Annotated in this window: 14 protein-coding genes and 1 pseudogene; 3 read left to right on the forward strand and 12 right to left on the reverse strand. The window is 57.6% G+C overall.

Features of this window, described 5'->3' with window-relative positions:
- Positions 1-54: 54 nt before the first annotated feature.
- The 4 genes from AC1DWA_RS18185 to AC1DWA_RS18200 all read right to left on the reverse strand — a co-directional run bounded on the left by AC1DWA_RS18185 (position 55) and on the right by AC1DWA_RS18200 (position 5,539).
- Positions 55-651, reverse strand: a complete 597-nt coding sequence (locus AC1DWA_RS18185; protein WP_477846704.1) for a recombinase family protein — start codon at positions 649-651, stop codon at positions 55-57.
- A gap of 263 nt (positions 652-914) precedes the next feature.
- Positions 915-1,175, reverse strand: coding sequence for a PLD nuclease N-terminal domain-containing protein (locus AC1DWA_RS18190; RefSeq protein WP_477846705.1), 261 nt, complete (start codon positions 1,173-1,175; stop codon positions 915-917).
- 1,558 nt (positions 1,176-2,733) lie between these two features.
- Positions 2,734-3,942 carry a hypothetical protein gene (locus AC1DWA_RS18195; protein WP_477846706.1) on the reverse strand — a complete coding sequence of 403 codons (1,209 nt, stop codon included), beginning with the start codon at positions 3,940-3,942 and terminating at the stop codon, positions 2,734-2,736.
- Positions 3,943-4,015: 73 nt separating this feature from the next.
- Positions 4,016-5,539 (reverse strand): DUF4185 domain-containing protein, encoded by a 1,524-nt coding sequence (locus AC1DWA_RS18200; protein ID WP_477846707.1) that lies wholly within the window; start codon positions 5,537-5,539, stop codon positions 4,016-4,018.
- 578 nt (positions 5,540-6,117) lie between these two features.
- Here AC1DWA_RS18200 and msrA point away from each other — a divergent pair.
- Positions 6,118-6,486: pseudogene (gene msrA / locus AC1DWA_RS18205) on the forward strand (peptide-methionine (S)-S-oxide reductase MsrA); the annotation flags it as partial.
- 582 nt (positions 6,487-7,068) lie between these two features.
- Positions 7,069-7,701: an LGFP repeat-containing protein gene (locus tag AC1DWA_RS18210; protein ID WP_477846738.1), complete on the forward strand. Its 633-nt coding sequence runs from the start codon at positions 7,069-7,071 to the stop codon at positions 7,699-7,701.
- A gap of 312 nt (positions 7,702-8,013) precedes the next feature.
- Here the strand turns inward: AC1DWA_RS18210 and AC1DWA_RS18215 are convergent, their stop codons facing one another.
- The 5 genes from AC1DWA_RS18215 to AC1DWA_RS18235 form a co-directional block, all read right to left on the reverse strand.
- Positions 8,014-9,315 (reverse strand): hypothetical protein, encoded by a 1,302-nt coding sequence (locus AC1DWA_RS18215; RefSeq protein WP_477916885.1) that lies wholly within the window; start codon positions 9,313-9,315, stop codon positions 8,014-8,016.
- Between the two features lie 407 nt (positions 9,316-9,722).
- A complete protein-coding gene (locus tag AC1DWA_RS18220) occupies positions 9,723-10,052 on the reverse strand; it encodes a hypothetical protein (RefSeq protein WP_007728248.1) in 330 nt (109 codons plus the stop codon).
- Positions 10,049-10,609 (reverse strand): hypothetical protein, encoded by a 561-nt coding sequence (locus tag AC1DWA_RS18225; RefSeq protein WP_477846708.1) that lies wholly within the window; start codon positions 10,607-10,609, stop codon positions 10,049-10,051. The genes AC1DWA_RS18220 and AC1DWA_RS18225 overlap by 4 nt, the downstream gene beginning before the upstream one ends.
- Positions 10,606-11,253: a hypothetical protein gene (locus AC1DWA_RS18230; RefSeq protein ID WP_477846709.1), complete on the reverse strand. Its 648-nt coding sequence runs from the start codon at positions 11,251-11,253 to the stop codon at positions 10,606-10,608. Before AC1DWA_RS18230 ends, AC1DWA_RS18225 begins: the two co-directional genes overlap by 4 nt.
- Before the next feature lie 112 nt (positions 11,254-11,365).
- On the reverse strand, positions 11,366-12,061 hold the full coding sequence (locus AC1DWA_RS18235; protein ID WP_477846710.1) for a hypothetical protein: 696 nt from the start codon (positions 12,059-12,061) through the stop codon (positions 11,366-11,368).
- Positions 12,062-12,306: 245 nt separating this feature from the next.
- On the opposite strand from AC1DWA_RS18235, the gene AC1DWA_RS18240 reads away from it, so the two are divergent.
- Positions 12,307-12,753, forward strand: a complete 447-nt coding sequence (locus tag AC1DWA_RS18240) for a helix-turn-helix domain-containing protein (RefSeq protein WP_477846711.1) — start codon at positions 12,307-12,309, stop codon at positions 12,751-12,753.
- 415 nt (positions 12,754-13,168) lie between these two features.
- Here the strand turns inward: AC1DWA_RS18240 and AC1DWA_RS18245 are convergent, their stop codons facing one another.
- The 3 genes from AC1DWA_RS18245 to AC1DWA_RS18255 form a co-directional block, all read right to left on the reverse strand.
- Positions 13,169-14,179, reverse strand: a complete 1,011-nt coding sequence (locus tag AC1DWA_RS18245) for a GAF domain-containing protein (protein ID WP_477846712.1) — start codon at positions 14,177-14,179, stop codon at positions 13,169-13,171.
- 136 nt (positions 14,180-14,315) lie between these two features.
- Positions 14,316-15,137, reverse strand: a complete 822-nt coding sequence (locus AC1DWA_RS18250; protein WP_477846713.1) for an SDR family NAD(P)-dependent oxidoreductase — start codon at positions 15,135-15,137, stop codon at positions 14,316-14,318.
- A gap of 113 nt (positions 15,138-15,250) precedes the next feature.
- Positions 15,251-15,832 (reverse strand): hypothetical protein, encoded by a 582-nt coding sequence (locus AC1DWA_RS18255; RefSeq protein WP_477846714.1) that lies wholly within the window; start codon positions 15,830-15,832, stop codon positions 15,251-15,253.
- Positions 15,833-15,892 lie beyond the last annotated feature (60 nt).

Here is a 15,892-nt window from a genome sequence, read left to right on the forward strand (position 1 = left end):
CGCTCGATGGACGCGGTCGGCCGTAAACTTGGCGGATCGCCCGACTGCGCGAGATCAGAGTGCCAGGAGTCTTTCAGCGTCCCGCTCGGTGCGTGCCAACTCGATATTCGCGTATAGCGCCGAACGCTTCAAACCTGTATTCCTACAAAGTGTTTCGATATTGAACTGGCCAGTCTCATAGGTTTGCAGCAGGTATGCGCGCTCTTCCGGTGTGAGCTTGTGCTGACGACCTTTCATTTTGCCGGCTGCAGCAGCTGCCGCAACGGCGTCCCTGGTCCGGCTCCGGATCAGGTCTGACTCGAATTCGGCCATCAGCCCAAGGACACCGATGAACATCTTGCCCATCGGATCTGCCGGGTCGTAGATCTTCCCGTCGATCGACAACGCAACGCCCTTGGCTGCAAGGCGCCCGACCGTCTCGTGGAGATCTTTCGCCGATCGGGAGAGGCGGTCGAGTTTGGTCACGCAGAAGACGTCGCCTTCGCGGGCGGCGTTGATCGCATTGTCGAGTCCGGGGCGCCGGGTCTGTCGACCGCTGATTCCGTGATCGACGTAGACCCGGTCGCGATCGACTCCCTCGTTGGAGAGAAGCTCGACCTGAATCGACGAATCTTGAGCCGCCGTACTCACTCGCGCGTAGCCGATCTTCATTCCACTCCCGATTTGCGGCGTTCAGCCTTGTAGCAGACAAACTGTCCGCTAGAAACTATGCCATAACGGATTATTCACCGGACAGCAAAATGGACGAAACGTGCCGAAATTTTCCCAGGTGAATCGCACGCAGGAGTGCGTTCGAGATCGTCCGGTATGACGATGGTCAAAACGCACACCGAAACCCGCAGGAAGGCTCTCAGCCGGTTCTCGGACTTGAGCGCTGCTGGCGATGCCTCTTGATATCTAGCTAGGTGCGCAGCCTACGAAAGCGAGTGGGGCAGAGCGCGTCGTCGCAGTGGAGGTGCTCCGAACAGAAACCAGGTTGCTGCTCCGACAATGGGGATCACGATGACGAGTGCGGACCACCAGAATTTGGATGCGGCGCGGTCATGTGGCGTTCGAAAGATGGAAACCAATGCAGCGACGGTAAGGAGAAAATATCCCAGCACCATTATTGTCCACGTGATATCTAAACCTATTGGGGCAGTGGGATTTTCGGCGTTGCCGGGGCTTTCATTCATCTGCTTGCTCCTGCCGGTTCATTCTCCATGTATCGAGCTCGGCGAGCTTCCGATCGGGGCTACAACCTCGCCGCGCAGCATCCGTGTTTCCGCACCGTCGACTATTCCGGGATGAAGCCATTCGTCGAAGTCCCTGGAAGCTGTGCGAGGCCGAGTTATCTTGTTGTCATGCATTCGGTAATGGATTCCTCTGTTATCTCAGGAATTGAGCATGAGTAAGAAGTCCACCCTTGTTTAGAATATTCATCTTGTGAATTGTCTACTATTACTTCAACCTGAACTGAGTCGGGCAGTACACGTATGTAATCGACTATCTCGTCTCCTTCTGTAGTTGTTGAACGCATGGTAAATTCAGATCCTCCGGAAGTGCGTGACTGTCTCATGCAATCGATTTGAGATGATTCGAATCGGTTTCCTTTGCTAGCGTTCGTGATTTTGGCCTCCCCGCAACTAGGGAGCGGCGTTCGGGCGGTGAAGAAATCGGGATCTTCTGGCGGTTTCGAACATGATGCGCAGACCAAAAGGCAGCCAACTATCACTACTTGGAAGATTGAATTCTTGGAAGTTTTCATCAGGCAATTATATCCTGCGTGAAAAATCTTGTCTTGATTGGAAATATATCGGCTGTGATTGGATCCGGCGATGTGGCACGCCTTGCGTCTTGGAAGCGGCGACGAATGATGGCAGGGGCACTTTCGCGACCCTGCCATCATCTGGTTTTTGTGAGACCTCTACGGCGTCTGGGTCGGCGTCGTCGGGGGTGTCACTGAAGTCGTCGTAGTGACAGGCTTCGTCGTGGTCGATGGTGCTGTCGATGTTTCACCTGGGCGAGGCCCCTCACTCGGCTCTGCCGAGGGTATGACAGACGGCGGAGGGGCGATAGTCGTCGTGACCGTTGGCAGACTTGTGCTGCTTGGTACTGACGTTGCGCCTTGTGGGCTTGGATCTCCGGCAGCGCCCGCAAAAGGTATTTCGTTGGCAATCGCATCCTGCATGGCAGTTCGAACACTGTCCTGATTCTGAGAGTCACGACCCTCTGCTCCACGGGATCGACTGTTGTCGCCAGACACTGGAACGTCTCCGGTGATAGGGATTGCCGTATACCATTCTTCCGTCGCTGAGTAGCGTGCGGCGATCAGATATGTCACGCCTGGAGTCAGAAGCGCGCTTCCCTCTTCTACTGAGACGACCCCATCTTTTAGTCCTCCGGTCTGGTTGATTTTAACTTTTCCGGAGGCTCCACCCTTGAGGGTCTCGGTGACAGTCCCACTGAATTGCGTCTCCAGGACTCCCCGCTTTTCGGTTGATCCGAGATTTTCCTCTATATCGGCGAAGAATATGTCGGATGCGAATCCTGCCACTTCAGCTAAATTTTCTCTGTCAATGACGCTGCTGGAATGTGCATAGCTGGTTTCGTAGGTCGCCGGGCTTGGTGTTGAGCTAACAGAAGGATCTTCGCTTAACGAGCAGCCGGACAAGAGGACGGCTATGGTCAGTGTCGCTATTCCACCTCCGACAGGAGCGAATTTTCGTATGTTCAGACTTTTTGCGCTCATTCTCAGCTCCATAGATGACGGTATACAGCCTGGTCAAGGCTCTCGATATTTGTGGTGGTGCGATCATCGTCCGTGGGGCCCATGATCTGCGAGTCGCATGAGTGACTCAATCCCATTGCGTGGCCAAGTTCATGGGTCATCACCGCGCCGCGATCTTCGGGGGTGTAACTGTCGGTGTAATGCTTGTTCAGCACGATTTGATCGGCCAGTGGCCCGCGATAATTGTAGCGTCCACTGTAATCGACCTCGCTGAGGTTTACGTCGTTGACGGTTACGTCATATCCGAATGTGCCAGATGGATGGACATTGACCAAGCCTAGTGCGTTCCATTTGTTGACGGCTACCGACCATGCAGTGGCCGAATTCGGATCACCAAAGGTCGCACTGTAGGCTATTTCATTTCCGTTATCGACGGAACTGTATCCCGGTGTGTATGTTCCAATATTTGAGACTAAAGCGCCACCTTGGAACTTTTGAGCAGTCTGTCCACATCCGACATTTTGTGTATCTTCTATGGGATATCCGTACTTGCCATTTTCCCAGTTAGCTGCGCCCCATTGGGTACCAATGTCTTGTAGCACTACGCGAGCGCCGGTATCTGGGTGCCAATAGATCCACCCACTTTGAAACTGTTGACCTCGCCCGTTTCCGGTCGTGACATATTCGTCAGTGACGGGAAATCCTAGAGGACTATTCTCCCATCCAAGCCCAGCCCATTTGTCTCGTATAAGACCCCAGACGGCATGCGCACCATACGCTTGGGACCAGTAGATAGAGCCACCTTCGAAGTGGTTGAATTTTCCTGGCTTGGTAGGGGTGTTTGTTTCACGAGTCGTGGGATAGCGCAGATCGCCGTTCTCTCGACTGTAATCGTTCCATTTGTCGAGGATTGCGCCACCCACCTGGTTGGCATGGCCTCCGGTTACCAAGGGATGCCAATAGATCGTATTATTGTTGACGAACGGCTGCCAGCGACCGTCCCGGGCAGCGGGCAACTCTACATTGGTAGCATTCCCGACAACGGGAAAACCTCCAATCTGAATGTACTCTTCGAGAATCTTACCGCCAATCCAGTACCCGTGAAACTCATCAGCTTGCGCCGCGGTCGGTACAATCAGAGACGACACAATCGATAACGCACCGGCTGCCAATAGGGTCCTCTTCCGGTTTTTGTATCGAGTGCGTGAAAGTAGTTTTCTTTTGAACAGCATGATTGTCCTTTCGATTTTTCGTGCGGAAAGATTGAACTCGAACGAAGGTGGAAAGTTTGAGGACTGGCTGTAGCTATGAGGTGACGGTGTGCCCTGTCGCCGCAACCCATTTGATCCAGCCGCCCTGAAAATCATTGCGGCGTCCGTCGGGAGTGGCATATTCGTCGGAGGTGGGGAATCCGAACCGTCCGCCTTCGTAGCCGTGGCGGCCGTATTCGGTGAAGATGGTGCCATAGACGCAGTGGGTTCCGGCTTGTGGATTGAAGTAGATGTTGCCTTCGGCGAAGCGGTTGAAGCGGCCGATTCCGTTGGGGGTGCCGAGTTCTCCGCTGGTGGGCCACCCCAGGGGGCTGGTGGGTCCGCCGAAGTCGAGGTACTTCTGCGCGATCAGCCCGTACGTTTCCCACGCTCCGGTTGCGGCGCTCCAGTAGATGCGGCCGTGCTCGAAATCCTGCACCCGCCCGTTCGCCAGCGCCTGTTCGTCGCCGGTCGGTGCGCCGAGAGGGGACGTTTCCGCGCCAAGTTGTGTGTAGCGGGCGCCGATTGCGCCGCCGACGGTGTACACAGGGCCGGCAGGGGTGACGGAAGTTTTGAACTGCATCGCATGATACGGAGTACCGGTAGACGTATTCCATTGCGAGACAATCAAATGCAGATTGTCCAGGGTGGAGGCGGGATGGATGTAGCCGCCGTAGATCTGGCCGTACGTCCCGTCATTTGCTCCCCAGTCGCCGCCCTTGACCTGAACTGTGGGTTCGGACCAGAGGCCGTCGATGCGGGCCGCAGTACGGGTGACGATCGCATAAGCCTCCGGATCGAAATATGCGAGGACCCAGGTGCCCTGGACGTAGCGGACACACATCTCGCCGATCCGACCGGGAATGATCGGTGTCGGGGCATTGCCCCAGGCCCAGCCGGTCTGCTCGGTCCACCCCCACCCTTGGTAGGCGGCGGGGGTGAGGATCTGCGCTTCCGGGACTCGTCGCAGGATCATGCCCGCGGGCTTGTTACGTCCGAACGCGGTGGAGATGACGTAGACGTATCCGCCGTGTCGTTCCATCGTCCAGCACTGATCCAAGGCGCCGGGATGATTGTCCCAACGTGCCTGCGAGAGAGCCCAATTCTCTCCCGCGTCGTCGGAGTAAGCGAGGTAGGTGAAGTTCGTTTTCCAGTCCTCAGAGTCCCAAGCGTGCACGCTCATCACCGACAGGTACGTGCGTGTTCCGATCGTGAGTGCATCGCCGGGGATGACCGTGAACTCCGTGCCGGGAGCTTCGATGCTCGGCAGCTGCCGGGTGTCGTGTGCGTTCGGCAGGATCTCCTTCGCGTATCCGCCGCCGGCAGCTGAGTTGAACACGATCCCTTGATCGAGATTTGTTGTCGTGGAACGCAACATCACCGGGCTGCGCCACCCCGGCCCACCAGGGGCAAGGGACTCGAAGGTGTCGCCGAAGAAGAACCCGAAGCGACCGTCCCGCAAACGCACAGGAAACCCCAGATCAGTGCCACCCACGCCCCACGAACCGGTTTGGGACGAGCCGGTCAGATTCTTCACAAATACGGCAGAGGCAACAGGAGTAACGAGAATGTCAGGCACGCAAAACCTTCCAACACCGAAGAAATCGCATCAACCCAAACTGAGAATGCTGGGAATCTCCTGCGAAATGACTGTGAACCCCGAACGCTGCTTACCGTAAAGAGTTACTCATCAGTTTCACAGGAATCATTCATATCAATTTGGTAACAGACCGGTCTGATTTGTTTAAGATGCAGGTGGGTGGGTTTCCGTGTGTGAAAGTTAGTACTTTTGACGGAGCCTTAAATTGTGGGGCATTTGGTCCTGTATGTGACATCTTCCGTAAATCGTTGATCTCCAACACTTCTGGCTTCTTCAACACGGATTGCTGCCACCTATCGGTGCCGCTGGCGGCGTCCGGGCGCGCCTCGTGGTGTCCGGTATGACGATGGTCAAAACGCACACCCAAACCCGCAGGAGGACGCTCAGCCAGTTTTTGGTTTGTACCGACAAGCCCTGCGATTCAGAGAGACGACGACCAGAGAAGGCCGTGCACGAATCATGAATGAGCCGTTGGGTGCCGGGAATTGTCTGAATCTCGACAGGTAGCGTCGAGGGGGAATGCTGCGTATACATATGGCTCATTGTGAGGGGGCGGAATGACTGACACCCGTAGGGCGATACTGGCAGGCGGGTGTTTCTGGGGTATGGAGGACCTGATCCGCCARCAGCCTGGAGTGCTCTCGACGCGAGTTGGCTATACCGGAGGGCAAAATGATCGGCCGACCTATCGCAACCATCCGGGTCACGCGGAGGCCGTCGAGATCGTCTATGACCCTGCGCGAACGGACTTTCGGGCGTTGTTGGAGTTTTTCTTCCAGATTCACGATCCGACGACACTGAACTACCAGGGCCGAGACTTCGGATCCAGTTATAGGTCTGCGATCTTCTATCTCGACGACGATCAGAAGAGGGTCGCGCTGGGCACCATCCTCGATGTCGAGGACTCACGTCTGTGGCCCGGCAAATCGACGTCGCAAGAACAGCGAACCGGGGTGGCCACTCGCGAATCCAACTATCCCCGGGCAACAGGCGAATATGCGCCCAGCAAAGTCGTCAGTAGGGCGTACACAGATGGGTCCGGACAGAAAGTATTTAATCAGCAGTACTCGTGGAACGGCACCACGAACAAACCCACCAATTTGCACATGGCGTGGGGCATGGAGCTCGAATTTACGCTCTACAACGGCACGATTGCTGGCGGAAATTCTCATCCACTGTGCCCAAGTGGTACCGACGACAACTTCTGGGCGGCGCGTGGCGTGGCCAACAATGACGAAGTGATTTTTTGGGCCGCCGCCAGTGCGACCAAAGACGACGACGACATCGAAGCCTATTTTGATGGGTTCGACGCCAGCGATCCATGTAATCGATCCGGCTTCGACATCGGTATTGGCTTCCCCCAGCGAATCTCAGACACGCCGTCGTACATGGCCGAGTTGGGAACGGTCATTGTGACAGAAACCGGAAACCAGCCGTCCTCAAAATTCTCGGCACGCTACCAGGCGGTCTACGATGATTGTTTCGGGATGCGACGAACCTCCCTCTGCATGAACCTAAACCTGCCGTGGTTCTCGTCGGATTGGACTGGCCCGATCCAAGGCAACGGCCCGTTCTTTGGCATAGCCCGCGAAAAGTACGTGCAGGGTGGTTATGTCTACGAAAATGGGTCAGCGACATACCTTGCGGACTGCACGATCACGGGTGCTTTCGGCGTTCGATACAACCAGATCAACGGGGGCAACGGCCCACTGGGGCGGTGCGACAGTCCGGAGATCATCCGCTATCCAAGCGCTTCGTACACTCATCGCGAACAGAACTTCCTCAACGGGAGCATGTACTGGAGACCGGAAACAGGCGCATGGGAAGTCTTCGGAGCGATTTTCAACAAATACGAGATTCTGGGCCGCGGCACTCCCGGCCCCGGTGGCGTGATGGGCTGGCCGACAAGTGGTGAGGTTGGAACTCCCAACGGTCAGGGACGGTTCAAGCGCTTCGAGCACGGCAATATCTACTTCGGATTTCCGGTTGGACGTGCTCATATGATCCATGGTGCGATCTTCAATCGGTATGGACAGGAAGGCTATGAGGGGGGTCGCCTCGGGTTCCCAACCAGCGATGAACACGAAGTCGTCGGAAACAGCAGACTCGTACAAGTCGATTTCGAGCGCGGGTGGATTTAGTACAACTTTGATACCGGTCAGACGATCGCCTCTTAGCGTTATGCGTATGCACTGATTTCAAGCTGAGTTGAGCTCAGCCGCTAAGGCTTAGGTGTGCAAGACGAGTCGGACGTGGAGTTGACGGATCTGCGCCGGTAATCCCGAAGTCCGGATTGGTGCGTTGGCGCGAGCAGTGGATGAACCTCCACCTCGCGCCTTCGTCGTTTGGATGTCAACGACGCCGATACATGCAACGTATTGCAGTGGAACTGCATTCGGTTGGTGCAGGTCGTCGTGTGGCCCATATGGCGTTCCTTCCATTTGGAAGAGATGTCACGGTCGATTGGACGGGTGCGAGCCATCATGCACGCGTCGATCGGCCACGGTGGTACAGACATTCCGGAATGTCTGGAGTATTTCCGTTCGGGTCGCTTCTGAGGCGCTGCGTTCGTCTCGCGCGCGCAAGTCAGCGTGACGAGTGAGCTGTTCCGCGCGTCGAGTGCGATTGTGTTCGTCGTTCCGCTCGGTGGGGGTGGTTGTGGCCCAGTCGATGTGGGTTAGTCGCCAGCGTAGGAATGCAGTCGGTTGTGGGATGTGGTTGGGCCAGGTCCAGCCTCGTTGTTGGGTGTCTGTGGTGAGTTGGTGTGCGATGTCTCGTCCGGTCCAGCGGGTGGTGTCGATTCCGCTTTGTTGGAGCGTATGGCAGATCATTCCGATGTGACTGGCGGGTGTCAGTGCTGGTGCGTGGGCGATGAGTTCGGCTGCTGCGCGTTGGAGGTGGATGGGTCGGGGTGTGGTTGTTGGTTGGTGTGTTGTCTTGCCCACGCGTGTTGGTGCGCGCGTTGGTGAGATCTTGAAAGCAAGAGCTTTAAGTGCAAATCCCCCGGAGGGGGATAGGGGGTCACGGGTGCCGGATTGTGGATGGTTCCGTGTGGTGGTTCTGGATCTGTATGCGGCGGTGCGCAGTGTGGCGCGCGAGGGAATCCGGGGCTTCGTGAAGCGAGGGGTGACGGTCGTGACTACGGAGCGAGGTGTGGTGAGCGCCCATGTCGATGCTGCGCGGAATTGGTGACGGCCGTGGTGCGATTCTGCAGCCATCGCTTCCAGGCGGCTGAGGTAGCGACCGCGAACGAGTTCCACTGCGACTCCTAGGGCTGTGAGGACTCGTCGGGCGCGTTTGACGGTGGAGGCGCTCACTCCTGCACGGCGGGCGATGGTCTCGCGTGAGGCGGTCACTGATCGTCCAGTTGCGCTTTCGGCGAGGGAGGCATGGATGACGGCGACGGCGAAGACGGCTTCGGTGCTGATGGTGTGGGTTGTGCAGAGTCTCGTGCCGGTGGGGGAGTTGAGGAGTGTGCGGACTTGGTGTTGCCAGTGTGTGCGGCTGGTCCAGGTGGGGGTACGGCTGTAGGTGCCGTCGGGGATGGGGAGGGACCAGGAGTTTCCGCGTTGGTTGCTGGTTCGGTTGAGTGTTTCGATGCGGGTGACGTTTTCGGTGGCTTGTTGTACGGCGTGAGCCCATTCGGTGTCGGAGACTGGGGCGTGGCGCGTTGATGGTGAGCGGTCGAGGATTGTGTTGTGTGGAAGTGTTGAAGCTGGTTCAGGGAGTGCGTTACCCTGAGATGTACCTGTCACAGGTAAATCCCTTCATGTGAGTGAAGAAGTAGTGCAGTACAGAAGGCGGAGTGGTTACTTCGGCTTCATCAGTGACAGCGAGCCGGGCCTGGCTTTGCTGTTGATTTGGCTCAGTGTGTGGCGAACCCCCGTAAGGGGGTTTCGTCGTTTCTGGACTGCGTCTATGGAGTTGTGTGTCAAGGTTTTTCGGATGTCATGCTGTGTGGTGGCGTTGCCTCTCTTTTCGGCGGTGTTCGGGTCAGGCCGGGTGTTTATTGAGATCAGTTGCCGCTGGCGGTCTGTGACGGACGCTGGCCCCGATGTGCGGATCCTGTCGCGTTTCGAATATCAGGAACGTGTGGGGCGAAGCGAAAACACCGCTCCCACAACACCGGCACACCCCAACACGACAGCGAGAACAAGCGCAATCACGAATGATTCGCTCGAACGGGGATGTGCAGATCCAGAAGCCCGCGCAGCGCAACCGCGACTTCGTGAATCTGATCGACCGACGCAGTTTCCGGATCGGAGGCAACGAGATCTGCCACGTCGATGAGGTTGTCGCGCAACCCGACCGACAACTCGCGAGGGCCGGCGAGTGCGTCGACGGTGTCCCGGACGATCGTTTCGGCGAGTTGGCGTACTTCGGCCATCTCGGCGTCGGTGGGGAAGGTGATGCCTACTTCTTTCAGGAGCGCTGTGGAGGCGGTGCTGATCATGGATTCGATCAGCGGCGAGCGATGCGGTGTTGTTGTCATGATGCTGCCCCCAACTGTGTGGAAACAGATGATGCGGTGGTGCGTGTGGGATGAATCCATTGTTCGACGGCCGCGGTGATAGTTGCGCGGGCGGTGGCAGGGTCCTGTGCGGTGATGACGGCGGTGAATGCTGAGGTGACTGCTTCGATCCCGGAGGTCTCGAGTCCGTTGCAGTGGTCGAGTCCGTCGGTGATCAGCTCCAGGGCAGTGTTGAGGACTTCCCAGCGACCGTCCTCGTGCGGGGAATGCGCTGCGATGAGTTCGGTGGTGGGGAGTTGTTCTGCGGCCCATAGTTCTCGCATGTTGAGGGGGTGGATGGGGTGGGCGGTGAGTTGGCACAGTCGGGCGACGGGGGCGCAGACGTGGTCGAGTCCGTCGACGATCGCGGTCATTCCCCACTGTGGGTGGGTGAGGAGGTCCGCGAGCCATTGCCATCGTTCGGAGGGAAGGCTGGTCGAGGCGGGGGAGGGGAGGGCCCCGGTACTGATCCCGTAGATGATGTCGGGGAGGGGGCGGTGGGGGTTGTTCAGTTCGTCGAGCAATCGGTGTGTTGTCATGTGGGGCAGTCCAATCGGGTGACGTCGAACGAGGCGTGTGACGTGCAGGTGGGAAGGTGCGCGGAATCTGTCGCACCGGTACGGAGTGGTGTGAGGACCGCGGCATTTGAGGGGTCGACCCGCAACGGGCCGTGGGCGTCGATCAGATCGCGGGCATGAAGAACTGCGCGGGAGTCCACGTCGATCAACCCGTACACATCCGGTGAGTCACCGATGTCCGGGTGATCGTGAAGGAAGGTGCGTCGACTACGCAGGCGGCCGGCGACTTCGACGAGGATCCACAACCGGTCGTAGCGGTCCCGTACCGGCACATGGCCGTGCGTGTCGGCGAGGATTCCGTACACCGACCACGCTGATTCGAATGTCCTCAAGATCAGCGCCGCGGATTCTTCCGATGCCGGTGTGTCGAGCGGCGGCGTGAAGACCGGAGCGAACGCCCCCACTATCGGGGTCACGCAGCGCTCCCACGAGAAGTACGGCGATGCCCGTCGACCCGCCGATAGTACGAACGCAACACCGCATCCGAGGTAATCGGCCGGCCACGATGACTGAACGGCACACCCGCCCAAATCATCGACCGAGGCGGAGTATCCGCCGCCACCATCGACGACAACTCCTTCCGGCAATCCGCCAAACGCGGGCACCGGAAACACTCCGCCTGCGCATCCACACCCGCGCGATACGAACCCTCATCCAGATCCCACGATTGAGGATCGACCGCGCACGCCAACACAGTCGGCGGCGGCACCGCGGCCCTCACGCTGCCACCTCCGAATCCCGGCGACGGCGCGTTGCTGTCGTCAACGACTCGTACAGGCCCAAGCGTTCACCGTCGACGATATTGCCGTGACTGTCATACGCGTTGCCCGCCATGATCATTCGCTGTGGACCATCCCCACGTTCCACCGCCGCGGCCGCATCGATGCGGCACCGCGCCAACAACGGGCACGCCTCACACGAGGAGATCGCGCGGCGCCACTCCACCACCGTTCGTCCATCCATCTCCCACGAACGTGACTTCCCCGCGCACAAACCCTTGCCCGGATCGGCACCGACAATCGGCACCACGCCCCGAACCTCCAACTCCACACGAACAGCTCGCACAGTCGGGCACACATCGCACTCCGACGAGAAAACGAACCCGCACCGCGCGCACCGACCAACCCGATCAGGATGATGCGAAGCAGCAACCCGAAGAAGATCGTCAGTACTGAACTGCGGCAACACGACCGCAGATGTTCCCCGGCCCTCACGGTGCGTCAACTCGCGCAACGCGGCCGCAGCCTCCGGGCACAACGGAACAAGCTCCGAAACACTGAAACCGCAACCATCGCAACGCCCGCCGATCGACGAATGCCGCGCAACAAGCCGACGAAGCGTCAACGTCGAGAGCACGGCATACCGATTGCGGAACACGTCATCCGGACCTGATGGGTCCACTAAGATAGACATCGCAGAATCCTTTCTGCAACTGAAGAAAACTCTGGACGGGCGCCAACCCGTTTGGACATCGTTCCCCTGGTCGTTGGTAGCGACCGGGGGAACTTCTTTCGATGTGTCAGATCACCCCTTTGCCTGTGAGATGCGGACTTGCTGCCGTGTGCTTATTACAACAATTGCATCGATTAAAGTCATGCACGTTTAGACCCTAGAGGAGGTGCGGCATGGTGTCTAGCAATGACGAACGGAATGCCCACATGAGTCGCCGTGTTATGCGCGGGTTCGAACCCGCGCGACTTAGTCGTGCGCGTGAGAGCAAAGGCCTCAGTCGAGCAGATCTTGCTCGTCGCGCTGGGGTGGGCGGCGCGACTGTGCAGCAATGGGAGTCCGGCAACCGGAGTCCTCAGGTTGATACGTTGGCCTTGGTTGCCCGCACGCTTGATGTCCCTATGAGTGAACTGGTAATAGTTCCGGAGGATGAACGGTTCCCCGGAGACTGGCGCATCCTCCTCGGGCTTACGCAACCTCAGCTTGGAAAGCTCGCGGGCATCAGCACCTCGATGATCGCGCGAATAGAGCGAGGCGAAGTGCTCTTGACGCCTGCGAGTGCTCAAAAGTTGGCGGATGCCCTGGGAATCAGTGCAATTGAATTGCATGCAAGCTACGAGCGTGCCAGGACTCGACCTGCTGGGGTGCCTGCATAGGTAAGCAAGGGCATCGACATGGCAACTGAGGTAGTCGACGTGTGTGCGGCACAAACGGGCCTCCGGTTGAGTCTCAGGTGCGGGATCGAGCGGTAACTAGTACCGTCCGCGCTACCTGGCGGAGTCACCTGTAACCACTCGCTGCCGGAGCCCATGAAGGGCGCGCAGTTGCACGTTACTAATGCCTAGTGTTCTACCGCAATAGGCCGTAAGCATCTTGGGTACTAGGTCCCAAAACGCTTGAACATTCGGTGATCATTGCGCGCGACGCCGCCGAAGTCGATGTTCATCGGCATCACGCACTGATGGCCGGGACTGGTCCAAGTCTTCGAATCAATTGCGGCAGAGGTGAAATCGTAAATGATCTTTAGGCCAGTGAAGGATGAAGGCGCAATGTCAGATGCATGGGCCTCTCCTATTCCGGAGAACTTGCCTCGCGAATCATGACCAGGCCTGCCGTCGTATGCTGGTCCAGCATCATCAGAGTTGCCTCCACCGCATAGGTTTTCCAGGCTCCGCTCAATTGGCGGAAACGAATGACTCCGTGGGTCTTGCCCCGTGCGAGACCTTCTGACATCGCAAGTGCAATGTGGAAGTCGTCCGGATGAATGCTGGGTTCGACCTGATCGTCAACCGATTCCCATGCAAGTCCCGGCATGGCGTCGCCGACCCATCGAATCAACTGCAGGGTCTTGAGATTGACGATGGCTCGATACTCTCCGTCATTGGTTGCCGCCTCTAGCACTCTGTATTCGAGAACCACCGGAGGAGGTGCGGAGGTTACTTCTACTGCTGGTCCGATATCTTGAGTAATCCCGCGCAAGATCACTTGGGGTTGACCTGTTTCCGGATCGTTCTCTTTGAGCATTCGGCAGGAGAAGTGAGCTGCTCGCAGTTCTCCATCATCCCTCTCCACCGTCCAGACGGCTTGGTGAACCGTTCCGGGTTGCGACTGGACGATCTTTGACAGTGCGTCGCTCTCGTCATGATTTGTCCGCAATCGTGTGAACGCGCCCGCCATCGCCTTCTCTGTGTGGCGTTCGTCCTCAGGGACGCCGTACAAATCCAGTAGGGCGACGCTCCCGCTTGCTTTGCCTGCCGTAAGATTGAATAGCCATGCGCCAGCCGGATCATGTTCGGGTACTGTTTCGTTCGATCTTCCGAACCACAGATGTATTCCATGCAAGCGACCGCTGAACGTGATCAGGGGCTCAACGATGAGGCGACGTTGCCCGTCTGCTGATCTCCGATCAATTTCTCCAGGTGAAGCACTGACTTCCTCGATGATCCGCTTCACAAGTTCGAGTGAGTCCCTACTTTTCAGTACTCTCTCGATTGGCACGAATCGCCTTGGTGCGCTACCCAACCCAACAATGGATGGTGCAGCGTCGCCGAATGTTTCGATCATCAACCATTTTGTTGTCACAGTGGTCGTTCCTCTCCCCGCGGATTGTGAACAGACGAACACTACGCAAATTCTTCTGTACATGTAACCGCCGATAACGGAAAAAGGTCCCAGGCTGGTGGGCGCAATGTCCTCATACGGACTTCGTTGGGTCAGGCTAGGAGCGATTTGCCCTATTCGTGGCCGGTATCAGGCGTTGGTATCCAGATCCGGAGATTCTGGTCAGTGCGTCGATGATACGAGCGTCTGCGCCGACAAGTATCCGGGGACGTCCTTGTTTTGCGCCACGTAAGATAACCTGCGCGGCCTTCTCCGGTTCGGTTCTCGCGATGCTGTGTTCGAAGGACTCGATGACTGCTTGTCTGTCTATCGGCGCAGCCATACGGGCAGTCCGTGCAATCGAGGTCTTGATTCCACCAGGGAAGACGCAAGACACCTTGACTTGCGGATGCAGAATCAACATCTCCTGCCGTAGCGATTCGGTGAAACCTCGGACGGCAAATTTGGCTGCGTTGTATGCCGAGTATCCGGGCGCCGACATCAAACCGAATGCCGAGGAAACATTGACGATGTTTCCCTCATTCGATCGAAATATGAAGGGCAAAAACGCTTTTGATCCGTTGACTACACCCCAGAAGTTCACCCGCATTACACGTGCGAAGTCATCGAACTCAGCATCGAGCACGTCCCCGGTGTAGAGGACGCCAGCGTTGTTGAATACTGCGTCGATGCTCCCAAAAGCGTCGAATGTCTCAGCGGCGCAGGCATGCATAGCGTCACGGTCGGAAACATCTACAACCGACATGCGGATTACACCTGATTGCGTGCCTATCAAGCTGATCGTTTGATTGAGTGCATGTTGGTCGCGGTCGATCAGAGAAAGTGACGCGCCTTGTCTTGCCAACTGAATGGCCAGCTGGCGGCCCACCCCCGCACCTGCACCTGTCACTGCGACAACCCGACCATCAAAATAGCTCACCTACACACACTATCCGGCAACGAAACGGGACACAGATGCTGGCGTATCAGAGTGAATCGGCTATTGCCGGTTATATGGCCCTTGGCGGTATCGTTCCTGGCTTAAGCGTGCGGCTACGTCCCTTCGCATCGTACGTGCATGTCGATGGTGACTCTCTCCCTTGCTCGGATTTGCCAGTGGGGCGGTGTCTTCTGGCTTAACTGAATCTCGACGTCGCCGAGCTGCGGGAGATCCCACGTCACGCCAGGCGGGAAGAGGTCGGTCGTTCCGAACTTGTTGTTCGATTCGCTCTCGCTGTCGAGTGCGCCTTGCGGAGTGGTGAATTCCTGCAAGGGGTAGTCGAGTTCCTTGTTTTCGATGGCGATGGTTTGGGATCCATGCGTAAGTAGGGCGTTCCAGCCGTTAGGTGCGGTGATGCCGATTGTGAGATTGTCTCCTGCTCCGATGCACCTAGCTTGGACCTGGTCGGGGGCCGGTGTGGTGATGAATTGATTGCTTTGGATGTCTCCCACGCCGATCGCTAAGTTTCCTGGCCAGAGGGAGGATTCGGCCGGCGTGACGACCCCGATTCGGTCGCCATCGGTGCTGGCGGATTGGTTGGGGGTGGCGACCCTCTGTGTCGCTGGTGTCGAGCATGCAGGCAGGAGCGGCAGTAACGTAAGGAGCGCCGTGACTACAGTAATACGTCTTTTCATGAGTCTCCTCGTCGATACAGGTCTAATGTGATGGGTGTAGCGCAGGACGTGAAAAGCATT

The organism is Rhodococcus sp. P4_F3_2 (genome assembly GCF_056401335.1).